This is a genomic window from Xanthomonas sp. fls2-241-TYG-148, assembly GCF_030208815.1.
Taxonomy (GTDB): Bacteria; Pseudomonadota; Gammaproteobacteria; order Xanthomonadales; family Xanthomonadaceae; genus Xanthomonas; species Xanthomonas campestris.
Map to the genome: position 1 here is coordinate 1 of NZ_JARVTE010000029.1, position 18698 is coordinate 18698.

The window sequence follows — 18698 nt, forward strand, 5'->3', positions numbered from 1 at the left end:
CCATGCGCGCCGCCCTGCGGGTTGTATCTGCCGGCCTTGCCGCTGCGGTATGGGGGCCCGGAAAGCAAACTGCGTAAGCAACAGCAACAGCAACAGCAACAGCAACAGCAACGTCAACAGCGGCAGCAAAAGCAATGGCAATGGCAAAAACAACGGCAACGGCAACGGCACGGCAACGGCAGTAGCAGTAGCGGCAAGGACGCCAACAACAGCAACAGCGGCGAGAAGAAGAACACGTGAGGTTTTGTAAGAAACGCAGTGGAGTTCGCAGCAAGACGTCGATGTAGTCGCAAAGGCGATGTAATAACGAAAAAGAGCGATGTAGTAACGAAAGACGGTGCAGTGGGCGAGAAGGAGCAGTGGTGGTCGGTTCATGCCAAGCGTGTTGATGGTGCAGGCGTTCGAAGAAAAACCTACTGCCGCGCGTCTTCTGACCGTCGCCTCAACGGCCCAGGGCACCCGCTCTTGTAGGAGCGACCTTGGTCGCGAAGCCGTCCACGCAACCCATCCGTCGTTCTGCCACGCTCGTCCCGCAACACGCAACACGCAACACGCAACACCGCACCACAAGAAATGCGTCATCGTTCGTATTGGCCTGTCCCTGGTGTCTCTGTCGTTCCGTTTTTGGTGAGTGAGCAATGAATTCCCAGTCCAACCTGTCGCCGGCGTCGCCGGGTGCTTCCTTGTTTGCCGAGACGCTGGCTGAGCAGCGTGCGCAGCAGTTTCGTATGCGGCGCTTGCAGGTACACAACTGGGGCACGTTCAACGGGTTGACCGAGGTGCCGATCGCGGAAAAGGGCTTCCTGTTCGTGGGGCGGTCCGGGTCGGGCAAGTCGACGCTGCTGGATGCGATGTCGGCATTGTTGACGCCGCCCAGCATCGTGGACTTCAACGCCGCCGCGCGCGAGGCCGAGCGCAGTGGGCGCGACCGTAGCCTGGTGTCGTATGTGCGCGGTGCCTGGGCCGATCAGCAGGACAGCGCGTCCGGTGAGATCGCCACGCAGTACCTGCGCAAGGGCGCCACCTGGACGGCGTTGGTGCTGGAGTACCGCAACGCGCAAGGCGAGGCGGTGAGCCTGGTGCGGCTGTTCTGGATCGCCGGCAGCGGCAATGCCGCGGCGGATGTGCGCCGGCATTACATGGTGGTGCCGCGCGCGTTCGATGTCGCAAGCGAGCTGGAGGGTTTCGATCTGGATCTGCGCAAGCTCAAGGCGCGGCTGGGCGAGGACGTGGCGCATTTCGACGGGTTCGCCGGCTATGCCGAGCGCTTCCGGCATGCGTTGGGCATCGGCAACGACATGGCACTGCGGCTGCTGCACAAGACCCAGTCGGCCAAGAATCTCGGCGATCTCAACGCCTTCCTGCGTGGCTTCATGCTCGATGAGCCGCGCACCTTCGAAGCGGCCGACCGGCTGGTCGAAGACTTCGCCGAGCTCGATGGTGCGCACCATGCGGTGGTCACCGCGCGGCGGCAGGTGGAGACGCTCAGCCCGGCGCGCGAGCACCATGCCGCGCTGATGGCCTTGCGCCGCAGCGTTGGCGAATTGCGTGAATTGCAGCTGGGCGTGGACAGCTACCGCGAGCAACAACGGCTGGCCTTGCTGGAGGCGCGCCTGCAGGAGGTCGACAGCCAGGACCGCGGCCTGGCCGGCGAAGAAGGCCAGCGCCGTGAGTCGTTGGACAACCACGAACAGAAACTGGCCGGGCTGGAGCGCGAACAGCGCGCCGCCGGCGGCGAGCAGATCGAGGAACTGGAACGCGAGCGTGTGCGGGTGGAGCGCGAGCGCGATGAGCGCCTGCGTCGCCGTGCGCAGATCGAGCAGGCCTGCCGCCAGCTCGGCACCGCCTTGGCGGCCGGTGCCAGTGGGTTCGCCGCCCAGGTGGCGCATGCGCAGGGCGTGCTCGATGGCGGCAAGCAGCACGCCAGCGCACTGGACGAGGCCATCGCCGAGCGCATGGGCGAACGCCGCGACGATGAGCGTCGCTTTGCCGAGATCCGCGCCGAACTCGACGCGTTGAAGAAAGCGCCGTCGAGCATGCCCGCACCCATGCAGGCGCTGCGTGCGCGGCTGTGCGACGACACCGGCATTGCCGAATCGGCGCTACCCTTTGTCGGCGAGCTGTTGCAGGTGCGCGAGGACCAGGTGGCCTGGCGTGGCGCGATCGAGCGCGTGCTGCACGGCTTTGCGCAGTCGCTGCTGGTGGACGAGCGGCATTACGCGCAGGTCAGCGAATGGGTCAACCGCACCCACATCGGCACGCGGCTGGTGTACTTCCGCGTGCGCCGCAATGACGAGCTGCATTCGCGCCGTGTCGATCCCAACGCGCTGCCCGGCAAACTGCAACTGCGCGAGCATGCCTTCACCGAGTGGCTGCGCAACGAGCTCACCCGTCGCTTCGATTACGCCTGCGTCGACAACGCCGCAGCGCTGCGCAATGCCGACCGCGCCATCACCCGGGAAGGGCAGGTCAAGCATCCCGGCGACCGCTACGAAAAGGACGACCGCCACGCCGTCAACGACCGCAAGCGCTGGCTGCTCGGTCACGACAACCGCGACAAGCTCAAGGTCTTCGAGCGCGAAGCGCAGGCGCTGGCCCAGCGCATTGCCAGTTGCGACGCCGACGTGGCCGCGCTGCGCAAGCAACGCGAGCAGGACCAGGAAAAACAGCTGGCCGCGCATACCCTGGTGGAGCGCGACTGGGACGAGATCGACGTCGGCCCCAAGCTGCAACGCCTGAGCGATATCGACGAACAACTGCAACAGCTGCGCGAAGGCGATAGCGGCCTGCGTGCACTGGGCCAGGCGATCGACACCGCGCGCACGCTGCGCGATCAGGCCAAGCGCACGTATGAAGACGTACGGCTTGAGCGCGCGCAGTTGGCACGCGAGCGCGTGCGGCTGGAACAGCAGCAGGCCGCCTGCGCCGGCCGTGCTGGCACCGCTGCGCTTACACCCACGCAGTTGCATGGCCTGCAGGAGCGCTTGGCTGCGTTGGCACCGCTGTCGCTGGACACTCTGGAAGCGCATTTCCGTGTGGTCGAACGTGGGCTGGCCGAGCAACTGGCCGAAAGCCAGGGCCGCGACAGCCGGCTCAGCGCGCAGCTGCTCGAATGCTTCCGCCGATATTGCCAGCAATGGCCGGAAGACAGCGGCGACTTCACCGTGAGCCTGGCCAGCGCCGATGATTTCCTCGCGCGGCTGGACCGGCTGGAAAGCGATGGCTTGCCGCGTCACGAGCACCGCTTCTTCGACCTGCTGCAGACCCAGAGCAAGAACAATCTGCTTGCCTTGCAGCGCCACACTGCCGAAGCCCACAAGGGCATCAAGCAGCGCATGGACGAGGTCAACGCCAGCCTGGAGCAGGTGCCGTTCAACCGCGACACCATCCTGACCATCGAGGTGAGCGACCGTCGCTTGGCCGAGGTGCAGGAATTCCAGCAGCAGCTACGCGCCGTGTTGTCGCATCAGCAGACCGAAGACCGCGCGTTGGCCGAAGCGCAGTTCGCCACCTTGCGCACGCTGGTGGCGCGGCTTGGCGCGCAGGAGCCGGAGGCGCGGCGCTGGCGCGAGCAGGTGCTGGATGTGCGCCTGCATGTGGAATTTATCGGCGTGGAGCTGGATGCACAGAGCCGCGCGCAGGTGGAGATCTACCGCAGTGGCGCCGGCAAGTCCGGCGGCCAGCGCCAGAAGCTGGCCACCACCTGCCTGGCGGCCGCGCTGCGGTATCAGCTGGGCGGCGAAGACGGCGAATTGCCGCGCTATTGCGCCGTGGTGCTGGACGAAGCCTTTGACAAGGCCGACAACGAATTCACCGCGCTGGCGATGAACATCTTCGAGAATTTCGGCTTCCAGATGGTGGTGGCCACGCCGCTGAAGTCGGTGATGACGCTGGAGCCCTTCATCGGCGGTGCGTGTTTCGTGGAAATCAGCGGCCGCCACAACTCCGGCGTGTTGTTGATCGAGTACGACGAACAGGCGCAGCGCTTGAAACTGCCGGAGCGCTCGCGTGGGGAAGAAGCGGCGGTGCCGGCCGAACAGGGTGGCGCTGTTGCACCAGGCGAGCGCGCAGAACGTGCTCCGGTGATCGCTGTGGAGTCTGACCACCCGGCAAGCGTGCACGTAGCGGAGAGCACGGCAGAGTCTGCGCAGGGCGATGCAGTCACGGACGGGCAGTCGCGCGGCAGCAAGCGCACACGCGCGGCGGCCACCGCATCGACCGCAGCGCCAGTGGCTGCGCCCGCTGGCAAGCGCAGCACGTCTGCAGCTGCAACATCAGCGACGGCCGCGCCAGCCACGCGCACGGCGGACGCGTCGAACGCACGGCGCAAACAGGCTGCAACCCCTGCCACGCCGCCGAAGCCAACCAAGCCGGCGAGCACGCGGTCTGGGTCCTCCGGCAAGCCCGCTGCCAAGCGCACAACCACCGCGAAAGCCGCGGCCGTGCCGAAGGCCTCCAACGCCGTGCCGGCCGTCGCGGCCAAGCGCACGGGCAAGGCGCCGAAAGACGTTAGCAAGCCAGCATCAGCTCAGCAGGTGGCCAAGCCGGTATCGAAACCGAGGCCCACGGCCAAGCCCGCGACGGCGGCTTCCGCCACGAGCCGCGCTGCGTTCACACGCGGCTCTGCTCCCAAGGCGCGCAGCAAACGCTGAGCGCGGCCCCGCGACCGCGCCACCGGGGCGGTCGCGGGGCGCGGTGTCTACGCGATGCGGCCGCACGCCTGCAGTCGCGCCGCGTCTGCAACGGCGACAGGGATGGACGCGCGCACGCGGGCGTTGCAGCGTCGCCAATGACGCCCGCTGACTGGATGGCACGCCTGTGTCGCACGTCGTGTGCCGCTCCGGCTTCAAGCGAGAGCCGGCCCACGGATACGCCGCCGCTCCAGGCAGGCCACGCCCGCAGCGACACCTGCGCGCTGTCCTTAAGGCAGCAGACGCGCACCCACGTCAGGCCTCACGCGAAGACATCAACGCACCCAACCAAGCCAACCGCCACCTGCAGGCGAACCTACATCCCGACACGCGCGGATAAGAATCGTTATCATTGAGTCTCGGATGTGTCCGCTCTGCGGCGTATCGCCCCCGCAGAAGAGCCCGATGAGCCCACTCGCCACGCGTCGCCACCTGTTGTTCGTGTCCCTGTTTGCCACAATGCCGGCCGCCGCGCAGGAGGCCAGCCTGCTCGACGCCATCGTGGTCAGCGAAAAGCGCGGCCTGTATCGGCCCGAAAAAGCCGCTGGCGCCACCCGTACCCAGACGCCGGTGGAGCGCATTCCGCAGGCGATCCAGGTGGTACCGCGTTCAGTGATCGACGAACAGCAGCTCACCCGTCTGGTCGATGTAGTGGCCAATGTCTCCAACGTGCAGCCCGGCGGCACGCAGGGCAATCGCTCGGAAACCTTCGTGATCCGTGGCTTCGAAGCGTCCTCGTACGCGGTCGACGGCATCCTGCTCAATCCGGCGCAGAACTTCACCGAAACCGTGCGCGATCTGGCCAATGTCGCGCAGGTGGAAGTGCTCAAAGGCCCGGCGGCGGTGCTGTATGGGCGTGGTGAACCGGGCGGGGTGATCAACCTGGTCACGCTGCGGCCGGACGATACGTTCGGCGGCAACGCCTCGGTGCAGGTGGCCGAGCACGGCCTGCGCCGCGTGCAATCCAGCATCACCGGGCCGCTGAGCCCCACGTTGTCGGCGCGCCTGAGCGCGGCGGCGCAGCAGACTGGCAGTTTCCGTGATGCCCAGGCCGATGGCGACCGCGTGTTCGTGTCGCCATCGCTGGCGTGGCGGCCGAATGAGCGCGTGCGCGCGGATCTGGATATCGAATACACCCGCCAGACCAGCCCGGGCGATCGTGGTCTGGTGGCCATCGACGGGGTGGTGCGTGGCCCGGCGCAGCGCAGCTTCGGCGAGCCATGGTCGCGCAATCACGGCATCTCGCGCACGGCCCGCGGGCGTATCGAAGTCGACGCCACCGATTGGCTCACGCTGCGCCAGATCGTCAATCACCAGGACGGCGACAGCGGCCGCGACGTGGCCGACTTCACTGGCTTCAGTGCCGACCGCGCGTTTCTGCAACGCCGCGCCGTGCGCCAGGACCAGCAGGTGCGCGCCACCACCTCGCAGACCGAAGCGCTGGCGCGTTTCGACACCGGCCCGTTGCGCCATCAGGTCCTGGCCGGTGCCGAATATGTCGATGCGCACCGCCACACCGACGAGGCCCGTGCGCCGCTGGCGCGCATCAGCGTGCGCGCTCCGGTGCAGGGCGCCTTGCCGGGTATCTATGTGCCGGCACGCGAGATCGCAGTGGATGCGCGCTACGCCGCGCTGTACGTGCAGGACCAGATCAGCCTGGGCGAGCGCTGGGATGTGCTGGCCGGCGTGCGCTGGGACGATGTGCAACAGACCACCATCGACAACGGCGCCCGCACCCGCGAAGACGGCCGGCGCGCCTCGCCGCGCCTGGGCGTGGTGTGGAAGGCCGCACCGCAGTTGTCGCTGTATGCCAATACTTCCACCTCGTTTCGCCCGCGCAGCGCCAGCGTGTTTGCCGGTGGCAGCGCACCGCCGGAAACCGGCCGCCAGTACGAGCTCGGCATGAAGAGTGCGCTGCTGGACAACCGCGTGCTCGCCACCGTCGCCGCGTTCCAGATCACCAAGGACAATGTCGCCACCGCCGACCCGAACAACGATGGCTTCGTGCTGGTCACCGGGCAGCAGCGCGTGCGCGGACTGGAGCTGGATGTCACCGGCGAACTCACCCCGAACTGGCGCCTGATCCTGGGCGCCGGTTATCTGGACGCGCAGGTCACCCGCGACACCGTCATCGCCAGCGGCAACCGCCTGCGTGGCGTGCCGCGCGTCAGCGCCAGCCTGTGGAGCACCTACCACGTCGCCAGCGGCCCGCTGTACGGGCTGACGCTAGGCGCGGGCGCCGTGCATGTGGGCGAGCGCGAAGGCGATCTCGCCAACAGCTACCGCATCCCCGGGTACACGCGCTTCGATGCGTCGGCGGCGTATCGCTTCGGCGGCCGCTACCAACTGGCGCTGCTGCTGCGCAACCTCGGCAACCGCTTCTACATCGAACAACCGGTGACGCAAACCACCAACTACCCCGGCGCGCCCCGCACGCTGTCGGCAACGCTGAGCATGGAATTCTAGGCATCGCATTGGCGAACGGCGCCACGCCGCCGCGGCGTGCGTCTCAGTGCAGCAGGTCCCAGCCCATCTTGCCGATCAACACCACCACCAGCACCAGGAACAACTGCCGGATCAACGGCGTGCCGCCGCGCAATGCCAGCCGCGTGCCGGCCACTGCACCGGCCACGTTGGCCGCCGCCATCGGCACGCCAATCGCCAGCATCACCTGGCCGGTGGGCAGAAAGAACGACAGTGCCGCCAGGTTGGTTGCCAGATTCACCACCTTGGCCGCGGCCGAGGCGCGCAAAAAATCCAGCCCGAAGAAGCGGATGAACAGGAAGATCAGAAAGCTGCCCGTGCCCGGGCCGAAGAAGCCATCGTAGAAGCCGATTGCCGCGCCCATCGCCAAGGCGGTGACCAACTCGCGGCGGCCGATGGCGCGCGGGCGGTGCAGGGCGCCGAAGTCCTTCTTGATCAGGGTGTAGCCCAGCATTGCGATCAGCAACACCAGGATCAGCGGCCGCACCGCCTGCTTGGGCAGCAGGCTCACCGCCGTCGCCCCCAGAAACGAAAACGTAAACGCTGCCGCAGTGGCGTAGAGCACCGGCCGCCACGGAAACCGCACGTTGCGCGCATAGCGCCACGCCGATGCGCCGGTGCCGAACATCGCACTGAACTTGTTGGTGCCCAGAATCAGTGACGGTGCCTGCTGCGGCAAAGTGGCAAACAGCCCCGGTAACTGGATCAACCCGCCACCACCCACCGCGGCATCCACCAGCCCGGCCACGAAGGCGATGCACAGCAGCCACGGCAACTCGGTGGGAATCAGTTCCAGCAAGGCGGCGCTCCGCACGACGGGGGCGACAGCATAGCCGCCGCACTGACGGCGCTCCACGCCGAGTTGTGCGGATATATGTCGCGGTGTTCTCCGCGCGCCGGTCGCGGCAATCACAAGAACAACAACGCCGCTGTTCTGCGTGGCAACAAGGTAGGCGCGCAGCTGCGTACGCCCGTGCTCGGCGATCTACGCTGGCGACTCCCCGTCGCGGTTCAAAAAGCCGTGCGAGGTTGCCGCGAAGCGATTACGGCGCAGGCCGCTGTCCACCACAAGAATGCGGCGGCGCGCACGCGCGCTGTAAGAGCGGCTAACAAAACGTAGCGAGCAGTCGTCAGGTGGGTGCGGACGGCGCGGAGGAACCGGAATGTACGTGGGTACATGCCGATTCCGAGCACCGGCCGCGCCCGCCTGGCGGCTGCGCAGTCGTTTTGATAGCTGCTCTAAGCCGGCCAAGGCGTACTCGGCACAGGCCTGCGTCTTCATCCTAATGGTCGTCGATGCAGTTCCAGTAGTCGCGGTGTTCGCGCACCAGGGGTGGCCTTGAACTCCTTGGCCGGCTGCGGCTAGCCATCGGCCTTCACGCGAGTGATCTCGAAGCGCGCGTTGCTGTTGGCATCGGCGCCGTCGGTGTCGTTGAACAAGGGGCACACGCCGATCAGGGCTTCGGTGTTGCGCGCCTGCGCAGCTGTGCAGCAAGCGCGGCTCAGATTAAGACGTAAGCGGTGGTTTTGCTGAAGCCCGCCTGCGGAAGAGAGGTAGGCGTGAGAGTAATGCGCGCAGCCTCGCTGATTGCCACGCACAAAGCTACGAGCTACTGCCGAGGACGCCACTACGCAACCTTGCGCGTACGAGTGACCGAAGACGCGCACGCAAGGAGCATCACTACAACGTGCGTATCAGTGCCACTCACGCTCCCGCACACTTCAACTACCAAGTAAACGCACACATCCCACATCCCACATCCCACATCCCGCATTCCAATCCCCAATCCCCAATTCCCAATTCCCAATTCCCAATTCCCAATTCCCAATTCCCAATTCCCAACCGCAGCCCCAACCCCCCACAATCCCACCATGTCACCGTCCACACCCACCGATCCCTGTCCCTGCGGCCGCGCCGCCGGCTACGCCCAGTGCTGCGGCCAGTACCATGCCGGCGCTGCGGCGCCCGATGCGGAAACGTTGATGCGCGCGCGCTACAGCGCTTATGTCCGCCGCAACGTCGATTACCTGCTAGCAAGCTGGCATCCGTCCACGCGGCCGGCCGAGCTGGCGCTGGACGAAGGCGGCCGCACCACCTGGCTGGGCTTGAACGTGCAGCGCGCCATCGCCACCGGCGCGGACACCGCCGAGGTGGTGTTCCTGGCCCGTTACCGCATCGGCGGTGGCAGCGCGGTACGCATGACCGAACACAGCCGGTTCGTGCGCGAGGACGGCCACTGGTACTACCTGGACGCCCGGTAAGGCCGCGCTGACGCACCGACGTCATCGCCCAACGCCGCGCCTGCGATCACGGTGCAAGGCCGGCGCGCCACACGGTCCGCAGGGTCGCCGGTCATTCCCGCAGTCGCGCCCACGTGCCACGCCAGCCAGGCCAAACCGCCCGACGAACGGCGCCATCCCGCCCGGTTTGTCGACGCCACGTTCGCAGCCGATCCCGGAAGCTTGCCGCGCCGGCGGACTGCGCCGCGGGGTGGGACGGGATCATGGCAACCTTCAATCTCTGGCAATGGCTGCTGCTGGCACTGGTGGTGTTCGCGATCGTGCTGCCGACGCTGGTGGCCGCCGCGATGATCTGGTTCGGCCCCCGTCACGACACCCCGCGCCTGCCACGCAGCGTCCGCCGCAGTGGCGACGCCACCGGCGCCACCAGCGCCACCCCAGCGCTGTCGCTGCTGTCGGGCATCACTGGCGACGGCAGCTAAACCAGCGCCGTCGCACCATCACGGCGGCGCAGCCAGCATCACGGCCCCAGCAATACGCCAGACGCCCGCCTGATTCCTGCGCCCCCTGCACGCGCCCCGGCCGTCAGGTTGGCTATGCTCCCCGGCTCGACCCGCCGCGCAGGAGCCTTCATCGCATGCCGTTCGTTTTTCTGCCGGCCCTGAGCCCATGACGCCGCTGCGGCGCGCGTTGCCGCTGCTGCTGGGCCTGGTGCCGTTCGCCGCCTGGGCCGACCCCGCGTTCGACCGCTGCCTGGCCGGGCTGCAGACCCAGGCCGCCGCCAAGGGTGTGGATGCCGCCAGCTTCCAGCGCTTCACCGCCGGTCTGGCCGCCGATCCCAGCGTGTTGCCGCTGCTGGACGCGCAACCGGAATTCACCACCCCGATCTGGGACTACCTGGCCAGCCTGGTCGATAGCCAGCGCGTGAGCGATGGCCAGGCCATGTTGGTGACTCACCGCGAGCTGCTCACCCGCCTGTCCGAACAAACCGGCGTGGACCCGGCCACCATCGTGGCGGTGTGGGGCGTGGAGAGCGATTACGGCCGCATCACCGGCAAGCGCCCGTTGCTGGTGTCGCTGGCCACGCTGTCGTGCGCCGGCCGCCGCCAGCCGTTCTTCCGCGGCGAATTCCTGGCCCTGCTCGGCTTGTTGCAGCAGGGCGACCTGGCGCCCGAGGGGCTGACCGGCTCCTGGGCCGGCGCGTTCGGGCAGACCCAGTTCATGCCGTCCACCTATGCGCGCATCGCCGTCGACGGCGATGGCGATGGCCGCCGCGACCTGGTCGCCAGCATTCCCGACGCGCTGGCCTCCACCGCCAACTATTTGGTCAAGGCCGGCTGGGAACGCGCCCGCCCCTGGGGCATGGAAGTGCGCCTGCCGGCCGGCTTCGACGCCAACAAGGCCGGCCGCACCCGCCGCCAACCGCTGCAGGCCTGGCAGGCCGCCGGCCTGCTCGGCACCGACGGCAAGCCGCTCGCCCCGACCGGGCTGCCGGCCGAGACCGCCGCCGCCCTGTTGCTGCCGGCCGGCCCCACCGGCCCCGCGTTCCTGGTGTTCCGCAACTACGACGCGATCTACGCCTACAACGCGGCCGAAAGCTACGCGCTCTCGATCGCCCTGCTGGCCGATCGCCTGCGCGGTGGCCCCGGCCTGGTCGCCGCCTGGCCCACCGACGACCCTGGCCTGGGCCGGCCCGAACGCCGGCAACTGCAGCAATTGCTGCTGGCGCGCGGCCACCAGATCGGCGAAGCCGATGGCATGGTCGGCACCGCCACCCGCCGCGCCATCCAGGTCGAGCAGACCCGCCTGGGCCTGCAGCCGGCCGATGGCCGTGCCGGCCAACGCATCCTCACCGCCTTGCGCACCGCCCCGCCGGTGACCGGCGCCGCCGTTCGCGGCACCGCGTTCACGCTGCCGGCCGCCTATCCCGCATTCGTCCAATCTCCCATCGTCCAGAAGGCATCCCCCATGTCCGACGTCACCGGCCTGCGCACAGGCGACTTCCACGGTTTTCCCTCGCTGCTGATCGATACCCCATATTCCACCGCGGCCATCAGCCTGTTCGGCGGCCAACTGCTGTCGTTCGTGCCCAAGGGCGGGCAGGACGTGATGTGGCTGTCGCCCACCGCCAAGCAGCCGCCCACGCCCATCCGCGGCGGCGCGCCGGTGTGCTGGCCGTATTTCGGCCGCCAGGATCAGACCGGCGACGTGCCGGCGCACGGCTTTGTCCGCACGGTGCCGTGGCAGCTCACCGAGAGCCGCCGCGAAGACGACGGCACGCTGGTGCTCACGCTGACGCCGCCGACCTTCGATGACCTGGCGCTGCGCCTGCACATGACCCTGCGCATCGGCCGCACGCTTGAGCAACGCCTGGTCACCGAGAACATCAGCAAGGCGCCGGTGCGCTTCACCCAGGCCCTGCACAACTACTTCCGCGTCGGCGACGCGCTCAAGGTAAACGTGCAGGGCCTGGACGGGCTGGACTATCTCGACAAGTACGAGAACTACGCCACCGCGCACCGCCAGCAGGGCGACTGGAGCCTGCGCGACCCGCGCGACCCCGGCCGCAGCGACCGCATCTACACCAACGCCGGCGGCCACTACACCCTCACCGACCCGGTGCTGGGCCGCCGCATCGACATCCGCACCGAAGGCAGCCGCTCGCTGGTGGCCTGGAATCCGGGCGAAGACGCCGCCAGCAAGATGGCCGACGTCGGCACCGGCTGGCGCGACTACGTCTGCCTGGAAGCCGCCAACGCCGGCCCGGACGTGATCGAGCTGGCGCCCGGTGCCAGCCACACCCTGGGCCAGACCATCAGCGTGGAATAACCGCAAGAATTGCCTAAGCCACTCTCACAACCCGCGCTGCTTCCCAAGACAGTAACGAGGCAGCAACGACTCCCTTCTCCCATCGGGAGAAGGTGCCCCGCAGGGGCGGATGAGGGGACGCGCGAAGCCTGGTGAAGTTTGAGTGCACGTCTGGCTTCGCCCCGTACCCTCACCCCAACCCCTCCCCCGGCGGGAGAGGGGCTCTACTCCATCACGCTGATCTTGCGCCAGACACAGGCCAGGCGCTTCCCTTCTCCCATCGGGAGAAGGTGCCCGAAGGGCGGATGAGGGGACGTGCGAAGCCTGGTGAAGTTTGAGTGCACGTCTGGCTTCGCCCAGTACCCTCACCCCAACCCCTCTCCCGGCGGGAGAGGGGCTCTAACTCCATCACGCTGATCTTGCGCCAGACACAGGCCAGGCGCTTCCCTTCTCCCATCGGGAGAAGGTGCCCGAAGGGCGGATGAGGGTACGTGCGAAGCCTGGTGAAGTTTGAGTGCACGTCTGGCTTCGCCCCGTACCCTCACCTCAACCCCTTTCCCGGCGGGAGAGGGGCTCTAACTCCATCACGCTGATCTTGCGCCAGACACAGGCCAGGCGCTTCCTTTCTACCTTCGGGAGAAGGTGCACCGCAGGGGCGGATGAGGGGACGGGGCGTATCAGGCGGCAGCCCATCCCCATAACCCCACTACCCACTCCACCGCTACACTCGCCGCTTCGCCCCTGCGTGCCGCGCGATGTCCATCTCTCCTGATTCCGCATCCGCTCCCGCCCCGGGCCGGCGCCGCGCCGCACTGATCTTCATCTTCATCACCGTGCTGATCGACGTGCTGTCCTTCGGCGTCATCATTCCGGTGCTGCCCGATCTGGTCAGGCAATTCACCGGCGGCGACTACGCGGCCGCAGCCGGATGGATCGGCTGGTTCGGGTTCCTGTTCGCCGCCATCCAGTTCGTGTGCTCGCCGCTGCAGGGCACCTTGTCCGACCGCTACGGCCGCCGCCCGGTGATCCTGCTCTCGTGCCTGGGGCTGGGCCTGGATTTCATCCTGATGGCACTCGCCCACACCCTGCCGATGCTGCTGCTGGCGCGGGTGATTTCAGGCGTGTGCTCGGCCAGCTTTTCCACCGCCAATGCCTACATCGCCGATGTCACCCCGGCCGACAAGCGCGCCGGCGCGTTCGGCATGCTCGGCGCCGCATTCGGCATTGGCTTTGTCGCCGGCCCGTTGATCGGTGGCTGGCTGGGCAGCATCGGCCTGCGTTGGCCGTTCTGGTTCGCCGCCGGCCTGGCGCTGTTGAACGTGCTGTACGGCTGGTTCGTGTTGCCCGAGTCGCTGCCGCCGGAGCGCCGCACCGCGCGGCTGGACTGGTCGCATGCCAATCCGTTCGGTGCGTTGAAGCTGCTGCGCCGCTACCCGCAGGTGTTCGGTCTGGCCTCGGTGGTGTTCCTGGCCAACCTGGCCCATTACGTCTACCCCAGCATCTTCGTGCTGTTTGCCAGCTACCAGTACCACTGGGGCCCGCGCGAGGTGAGCTGGGTGCTGGCCGGTGTTGGGGTGTGCAGCATCATCGTCAACGCCGTGCTGGTCGGCCGCATCGTGCGCTGGCTGGGTGAGCGGCGCGCGCTGTTGCTCGGCCTGGGCTGCGGCGTGATCGGCTTTGTGATCTATGGCCTGGCCGACAGCGGCCGCACCTTTCTGCTGGGCGTGCCGATCAGCGCCTTCTGGGCGGTGGCCGCCCCAGCTGCGCAAGCCTTGATCACCCGCGAAGTCGGTGCCGACGCCCAGGGCCGCGTGCAGGGCGCGCTCACCAGCCTGGTCAGCCTGGGCGGCATCGCCGGCCCGCTGTTGTTCGCCAATGTCTTCGCCTGGTTTATCGGCAGCGGCGCGCCGCTGCACCTGCCCGGCGCACCCTGGTTGCTGGCCGGCCTGCTGCTGGCCGCGGGCTGGTTCATGGCCTGGAAGCGGGCAGGGCGCAGCCCGGCACTGGCGCAGGGCTGAAGCCAACCGGTTCATGCAGCGGACGCGCCCGCTTTTTGCCTGGCTCGCATGCCCTGCTAGGCTGAGCAGCTTGGCTTTTGACTGTCTTCCTACGCATGCGTTCTGACACCCCGGTTGCCCCGCTTTCGGCTGCGCTCGCGCTGCGGCATGCCACGCAGGAGGCGCACACCCGGGTTGAGGCGGTGCCGCTGATGCAGGCGCTGGGGCAGGGCCACATCGACGCCGATACCTACGCGCAGGTGCTGCGCCGGCATCACCGGCTGCTGGCCGGTTTCGAAGAACAGCTGAGCGACTGGCTGGTGACCCTGGTGGGTAGCGGCTGGCAGTACCGCCGCCGGGTGCCGGCGTTGCGCGAGGATCTGCGCGTGCTCGGCCAACCCGTCGATGCCGCCGTGCCGCCGCCGCCGGCCAGCAGCGAGGCGGCGCGCTGGGGCATGCTGTATGTCATCGAAGGCTCTCAGCTGGGCGGCCGGGTGATCGCACGCATGCTGCGCAAACATCAGCCGGGCCTGGCGCACGCATTGCACTATTTCGAACTGGCCGACGAAGACCCGGCCGGCTGGCGGCGCTTTCAGGCGGTGCTCGAGCAACGCCTGCAGAGCGCCGCGGCGCGTGCCGACGCCATCGCCGGCGCGCAGGCCATGTTTGCCCATTTCCACACCTGCCTGGCAGCGGAGACACGTCCTTGAGCACTGCAACCAACCCGTTGGACCTGGACGTCTGCGCGCGCGAACCCATCCATATTCCCGGGCTGATCCAGCCCTACGGCGTGTTGCTGGTGATCGACCCCGCCGACGGCCGCATCGTGCAGGCCAGCACCACCGCCGCCGATCTGCTCGGCGTGCCGATGGCCGCGCTGCTTGGCATGCCCTACACCCAGGTGCTGACGTTGCCCGAAGCACAGCCGTTCGCCGTCGATGACCAGCCACAGCACCTGATGCATGCCGAGGTGCGGTTCCCGCAACGCACCACGCCGCCAGCCAGCGCCTGGGTCGCGGCCTGGCATCTGTATCCGCAGCAGTGGCTGGTGGAAATGGAGCCGCGCGATGCGCGACTGCTCGATGTCACCCTGCGCGAGGCGATGCCGCTGCTGCGCAGTGTCGAACGCGATCCCGGCATCGCCGAGGCAGCGGTGCGCGTGGCCAAGGGCCTGCGCAGCCTGATCGGCTTCGACCGCGTGATGATCTACCGCTTCGATGAGGAGTGGAACGGCGACATCATCGCCGAGGCGCGCAAGCCGGAACTGGAGGCCTATCTCGGCCTGCATTACCCGGCCAGCGACATCCCGGCGCAGGCGCGCGCGCTGTACCTGCGCAACCGCGTCCGCCAGATCGCCGATGTCGGCTACCAGCCGTCGCCGATCCAGCCCACCGTGCACCCGCAGTTGGGCACGCCGGTGGATTTGAGCGATGTGAGCCTGCGCAGCGTTTCGCCGGTGCACCTGGAGTACCTGGCCAACATGGGCGTCACCGCCACGCTGGTCGCCTCCATCGTGGTCAACGATGCGCTGTGGGGATTGATCTCCTGCCATCACTACAGCCCGCATTTCACCAACCACGCCATGCGCGATGTCACCGATGCGGTGGCGCGCACCCTGGCCGGGCGGATCGGCGCGCTGCAGGCGGTGGCCCGTGCGCGCCTGGAATCGGTGCTGCTCACCGTGCGCGAAAAACTCATCACCGACTTCAACGATGCCGAGCACATGACCGTCGAACTGCTCGACGACATGGCCCCGGACCTGATGGATGTGGTGGACGCCGACGGTGTGGCGATCTTCCACGGCAACGACATCAGCCGCCACGGCACCACCCCGGACGTGGCGGCGCTGCGGCGCATCCGCGATCACATCGAGTCCGAACACCACGATGCCCTGCGCGAAGACGCGGTCGGCGCGCTGCATGTGGACGCCATCGGCGAGGTCTTCCCCGAGCTCGCCGACCTGGCGCCATTGGCGGCCGGCTTCATCTTCGTGCCGCTGATGCCGCAATCGCGCAGCGCCCTGCTATGGACCCGCCGCGAGCAGATCCAGCAGATCAAATGGGCCGGCAATCCGCAGCTGGCCAAGCTGGAAGACATCCCCAACTCGCGCTTGTCGCCACGCAAGAGTTTCGACCTGTGGCAGCAAACGGTGCGCGGCCGTGCACGGCGCTGGTCGCCGCTGCATCTTGAATCGGCCCGCAGCCTGCGCGTGCTGATTGAACTGATGGAGCGCAAGCGCTTCCAGCAGGACTTCACCCTGCTGGAAGCCTCGCTCTCACGCCTGCGCGATGGCGTGGCCATCATCGAGCGCGGCACGGCCAATGCCGCGCACCGCCTGCTGTTCGTCAACACCGCCTTTGCCGATGTCTGCGGCAGCGACGTCGCCGAGCTCATCGGGCGTGACCTGCAGACGCTGTACGCCAACGATGCACCACGCGCCAACGTGGAACTGTTGCAGGATGCGCTGCGCAACGGCCGGGCCGCTTACGTCACCTTGCCGTTGCAAGTGAGCGACGGCGCACCGGTCTATCGCCAGTTCCACCTTGAACCTCTCCCCAGCCCCAGCGGGGTGACCGCGCACTGGTTGTTACAGCTGCGCGATCCGGAATAAGAGCAGCGATCAAAATGACTGCGCAGCCACCATGCGGGCGCGGCCGGTGCTCGGGATCGGCATGACTCCGGTTCCTCCGCGCTGTCCGCACCCACCTGACGGCTGCTCGCTACGTGTTATCAGCCGCTCTAAGCCATCGCGCAGCGTGCGCGGGCGCGCCCCGAGGCAACGCGCTGTCGAATGAGCGCGCACTCTTCGCGGCATCAAGCGTGGCGGCTTGAAGCTGCAGGACCACCGCCAGCCACATGCCGTGGCGGCAGTGACGTGCGGCACAAGCGCATCGTCCATGGCGCCGTATCAGTGCTGCGGTCGGCGCGGCCGCAAGGCGATCAAGGTGATCGCACCGGCCAGCAAGCCCCAGAACGAGGCCCCGATCCCGCCCAACGTGAGTCCGGAGGCGGTCACCAGGAAGGTGATCAGCGCCGCCTCGCGCTCCGGCTCCTCGCGCAACGCCGCCGCCAGGCTGTTGCCGATCGTGCCCAGCAGCGCAATGCCGGCGATCGCCATCACCAGTTCGCGCGGGAAGGCCGCAAACACCGCCGCCACCGTCGCCCCGAACAGGCCGATCACGATGTAGAACACCCCTGCGGCGACCGCGGCGGGATAACGGCGCGCCGGGTCCTCGTGCGCCTCGCGGCCCATGCAGATCGCCGCGGTGATCGCCGCCAGGTTCAAGGCATAACCACCGAACGGCGCCAGGACGGTATTGACCACGCCGATCCACCCAATCGTCGGCGAGATTGGCACCGTATAGCCGGAGGCCCGCATCACCGCCACGCCGGGCACGTTCTGCGAAGCCATCGTCACCACAAATAGTGGAATCGCCAGCCCGAACAGGGCCGCCCAAGAGAGGCCAGGCACCATCAGCACCGGCCGGGCCAGTTCCAGCCGCACCGTGTTCCAGTGCATCAGCCCGCCACCTGCGGCAATCGCAATCCCGACCAGCAAGGTCGCGATGACCGCATAGCGCGCAAACCAGCGCCGCCCGATCAGATAAGTCGCCAGCATCGACAACGCCATGGCCGCCTGGCTCTGCATCGCCACGAACAGGTCCAACCCGAAGCGCAGCAGCACCCCAGCCAGCATGCCCGACGCCAGCGAGAGCGGAATCCGCCGGATTGCCCGTTCAAATAATCCGGTGAACCCGGCGACCGCACCCAGCACGGCGGCCACCACGAATGCACCGATCGCTTCCCGCAGCGGCACCCCGGCGGCAGTGCCAATCAACATTGCCGCACCAGGCGTGGACCACGCCGTGACCACCGGCACCCGGTACCGCAGCGACAGGCCGATGCAGGTCACGCCCATCCCAATGCCCAGCGCCCACATCCATGAGGCAATCTCGGCCTGATCGGCCCCCAGATGCCGGGCCGCTTCGAACACGATCACCGCCGAGCTGGCGAAGCCCACCAATACAGTGACGAACCCTGCCGCGATGGCAGGCAGGGACAGATCGCGGAACAGGCTGCGTGCGGAGGACATCGTCATCCTTGCGGGAGGGCAGTGCATTCTTACCGAGCACCTCGGCGTTTTGCATCTCTCTACAGGGTGCATCTCGCTCTATCGCGCGCACTCCCAGGAACAACGTTGCACGACAGAAGGGCGCTGCCAGTTGCCTGCCCAGCTGAAGTCACCAGTTCGTACAGCGCGTGGCAACACGCTATCGACGGCCATGCGGCCTATCAGATCAAGAGGGCGTCAAAAATGCTTGCACTTCTGCGCAGGCTCGATAAACTGCGCGACCTCGCTCAGGACGGCGGCGCTTCTCGAAGCACCGCAGCAACGAACGGGGCGAATCGGAGACACCACAAGGTGTTGACGAAACGGAAAAGCCGGCTATGATGGGCGGCTCGCTACACGGAAAGA

At 67.6% G+C, this 18698-nt stretch carries 12 protein-coding genes and 2 other RNA genes; 9 read left to right on the forward strand and 5 right to left on the reverse strand.

Annotation, left to right across the window (positions count from 1 at the left end; all coding sequences use genetic code 11):
* Window positions 1-375 (reverse strand): hypothetical protein (locus QRM60_RS20780; protein WP_285446962.1); only part of this gene is annotated, 375 nt, incomplete at its 3' end.
* A 263-nt stretch (window positions 376-638) separates the two neighbouring features.
* On the opposite strand from QRM60_RS20780, the gene QRM60_RS20785 reads away from it, so the two are divergent.
* Both QRM60_RS20785 and QRM60_RS20790 read left to right on the forward strand, forming a co-directional pair.
* Window positions 639-4652 (forward strand): SbcC/MukB-like Walker B domain-containing protein, encoded by a 4014-nt coding sequence (locus QRM60_RS20785; protein ID WP_285446958.1) that lies wholly within the window; start codon window positions 639-641, stop codon window positions 4650-4652.
* Window positions 4653-5096: 444 nt separating this feature from the next.
* The gene (locus QRM60_RS20790; RefSeq protein ID WP_285446959.1) at window positions 5097-7157 is read left to right on the forward strand and encodes a TonB-dependent siderophore receptor; all 2061 of its coding nucleotides are present in this window, start codon (window positions 5097-5099) and stop codon (window positions 7155-7157) included.
* A 43-nt stretch (window positions 7158-7200) separates the two neighbouring features.
* Here the strand turns inward: QRM60_RS20790 and QRM60_RS20795 are convergent, their stop codons facing one another.
* The 3 genes from QRM60_RS20795 to QRM60_RS20805 form a co-directional block, all read right to left on the reverse strand.
* Complete coding sequence (locus QRM60_RS20795; protein WP_181921315.1) at window positions 7201-7974, reverse strand: TSUP family transporter; 774 nt, start codon at window positions 7972-7974, stop codon at window positions 7201-7203.
* 305 nt (window positions 7975-8279) lie between these two features.
* Window positions 8280-8354: non-coding RNA, sX9 sRNA (locus QRM60_RS20800), on the reverse strand.
* Between the two features lie 183 nt (window positions 8355-8537).
* On the reverse strand, window positions 8538-8804 hold the full coding sequence (locus tag QRM60_RS20805) for a hypothetical protein (protein WP_153065311.1): 267 nt from the start codon (window positions 8802-8804) through the stop codon (window positions 8538-8540).
* A 243-nt stretch (window positions 8805-9047) separates the two neighbouring features.
* Here QRM60_RS20805 and QRM60_RS20810 point away from each other — a divergent pair, with 243 nt between their 5' ends.
* The 7 genes from QRM60_RS20810 to QRM60_RS20840 all read left to right on the forward strand — a co-directional run bounded on the left by QRM60_RS20810 (window position 9048) and on the right by QRM60_RS20840 (window position 16957).
* Complete coding sequence (locus tag QRM60_RS20810) at window positions 9048-9437, forward strand: YchJ family protein (RefSeq protein WP_011039223.1); 390 nt, start codon at window positions 9048-9050, stop codon at window positions 9435-9437.
* 242 nt (window positions 9438-9679) lie between these two features.
* Complete coding sequence (locus tag QRM60_RS20815) at window positions 9680-9898, forward strand: hypothetical protein (RefSeq protein WP_114996465.1); 219 nt, start codon at window positions 9680-9682, stop codon at window positions 9896-9898.
* A gap of 187 nt (window positions 9899-10085) precedes the next feature.
* Window positions 10086-12245: a lytic murein transglycosylase gene (locus QRM60_RS20820; RefSeq protein WP_115557213.1), complete on the forward strand. Its 2160-nt coding sequence runs from the start codon at window positions 10086-10088 to the stop codon at window positions 12243-12245.
* Window positions 12246-12979: 734 nt separating this feature from the next.
* Window positions 12980-14242: a TCR/Tet family MFS transporter gene (locus tag QRM60_RS20825; RefSeq protein ID WP_114996463.1), complete on the forward strand. Its 1263-nt coding sequence runs from the start codon at window positions 12980-12982 to the stop codon at window positions 14240-14242.
* A 95-nt stretch (window positions 14243-14337) separates the two neighbouring features.
* Complete coding sequence (locus QRM60_RS20830; RefSeq protein ID WP_285446960.1) at window positions 14338-14931, forward strand: biliverdin-producing heme oxygenase; 594 nt, start codon at window positions 14338-14340, stop codon at window positions 14929-14931.
* Entirely contained in the window at window positions 14928-16832 is a 1905-nt protein-coding gene (bphP, locus tag QRM60_RS20835) for a bacteriophytochrome BphP (RefSeq protein WP_285446961.1), read from the forward strand. Before QRM60_RS20830 ends, bphP begins: the two co-directional genes overlap by 4 nt.
* Before the next feature lie 55 nt (window positions 16833-16887).
* A non-coding RNA gene (locus QRM60_RS20840) (sX9 sRNA) lies at window positions 16888-16957 on the forward strand.
* Between the two features lie 172 nt (window positions 16958-17129).
* Here QRM60_RS20840 and QRM60_RS20845 read toward each other — a convergent pair.
* On the reverse strand, window positions 17130-18314 hold the full coding sequence (locus QRM60_RS20845; protein ID WP_114997232.1) for a benzoate/H(+) symporter BenE family transporter: 1185 nt from the start codon (window positions 18312-18314) through the stop codon (window positions 17130-17132).
* Between the last annotated feature and the right edge of the window lie 384 nt (window positions 18315-18698).

Bases quoted from the DNA above. Each gene is read 5' to 3' on its own strand.
- QRM60_RS20785 (WP_285446958.1), top strand. From the start codon at position 639: ATGAATTCCCAGTCCAACCTGTCGCCGGCGTCGCCGGGTGCTTCCTTG.
- QRM60_RS20830 (WP_285446960.1), top strand. From the start codon at position 14,338: ATGCGTTCTGACACCCCGGTTGCCCCGCTTTCGGCTGCGCTCGCGCTG.
- QRM60_RS20815 (WP_114996465.1), top strand. From the start codon at position 9,680: ATGGCAACCTTCAATCTCTGGCAATGGCTGCTGCTGGCACTGGTGGTG.
- QRM60_RS20825 (WP_114996463.1), top strand. From the start codon at position 12,980: ATGTCCATCTCTCCTGATTCCGCATCCGCTCCCGCCCCGGGCCGGCGC.
- QRM60_RS20820 (WP_115557213.1), top strand. From the start codon at position 10,086: ATGACGCCGCTGCGGCGCGCGTTGCCGCTGCTGCTGGGCCTGGTGCCG.
- QRM60_RS20790 (WP_285446959.1), top strand. From the start codon at position 5,097: ATGAGCCCACTCGCCACGCGTCGCCACCTGTTGTTCGTGTCCCTGTTT.
- QRM60_RS20810 (WP_011039223.1), top strand. From the start codon at position 9,048: ATGTCACCGTCCACACCCACCGATCCCTGTCCCTGCGGCCGCGCCGCC.
- QRM60_RS20845 (WP_114997232.1), bottom strand. From the start codon at position 18,314: ATGTCCTCCGCACGCAGCCTGTTCCGCGATCTGTCCCTGCCTGCCATC.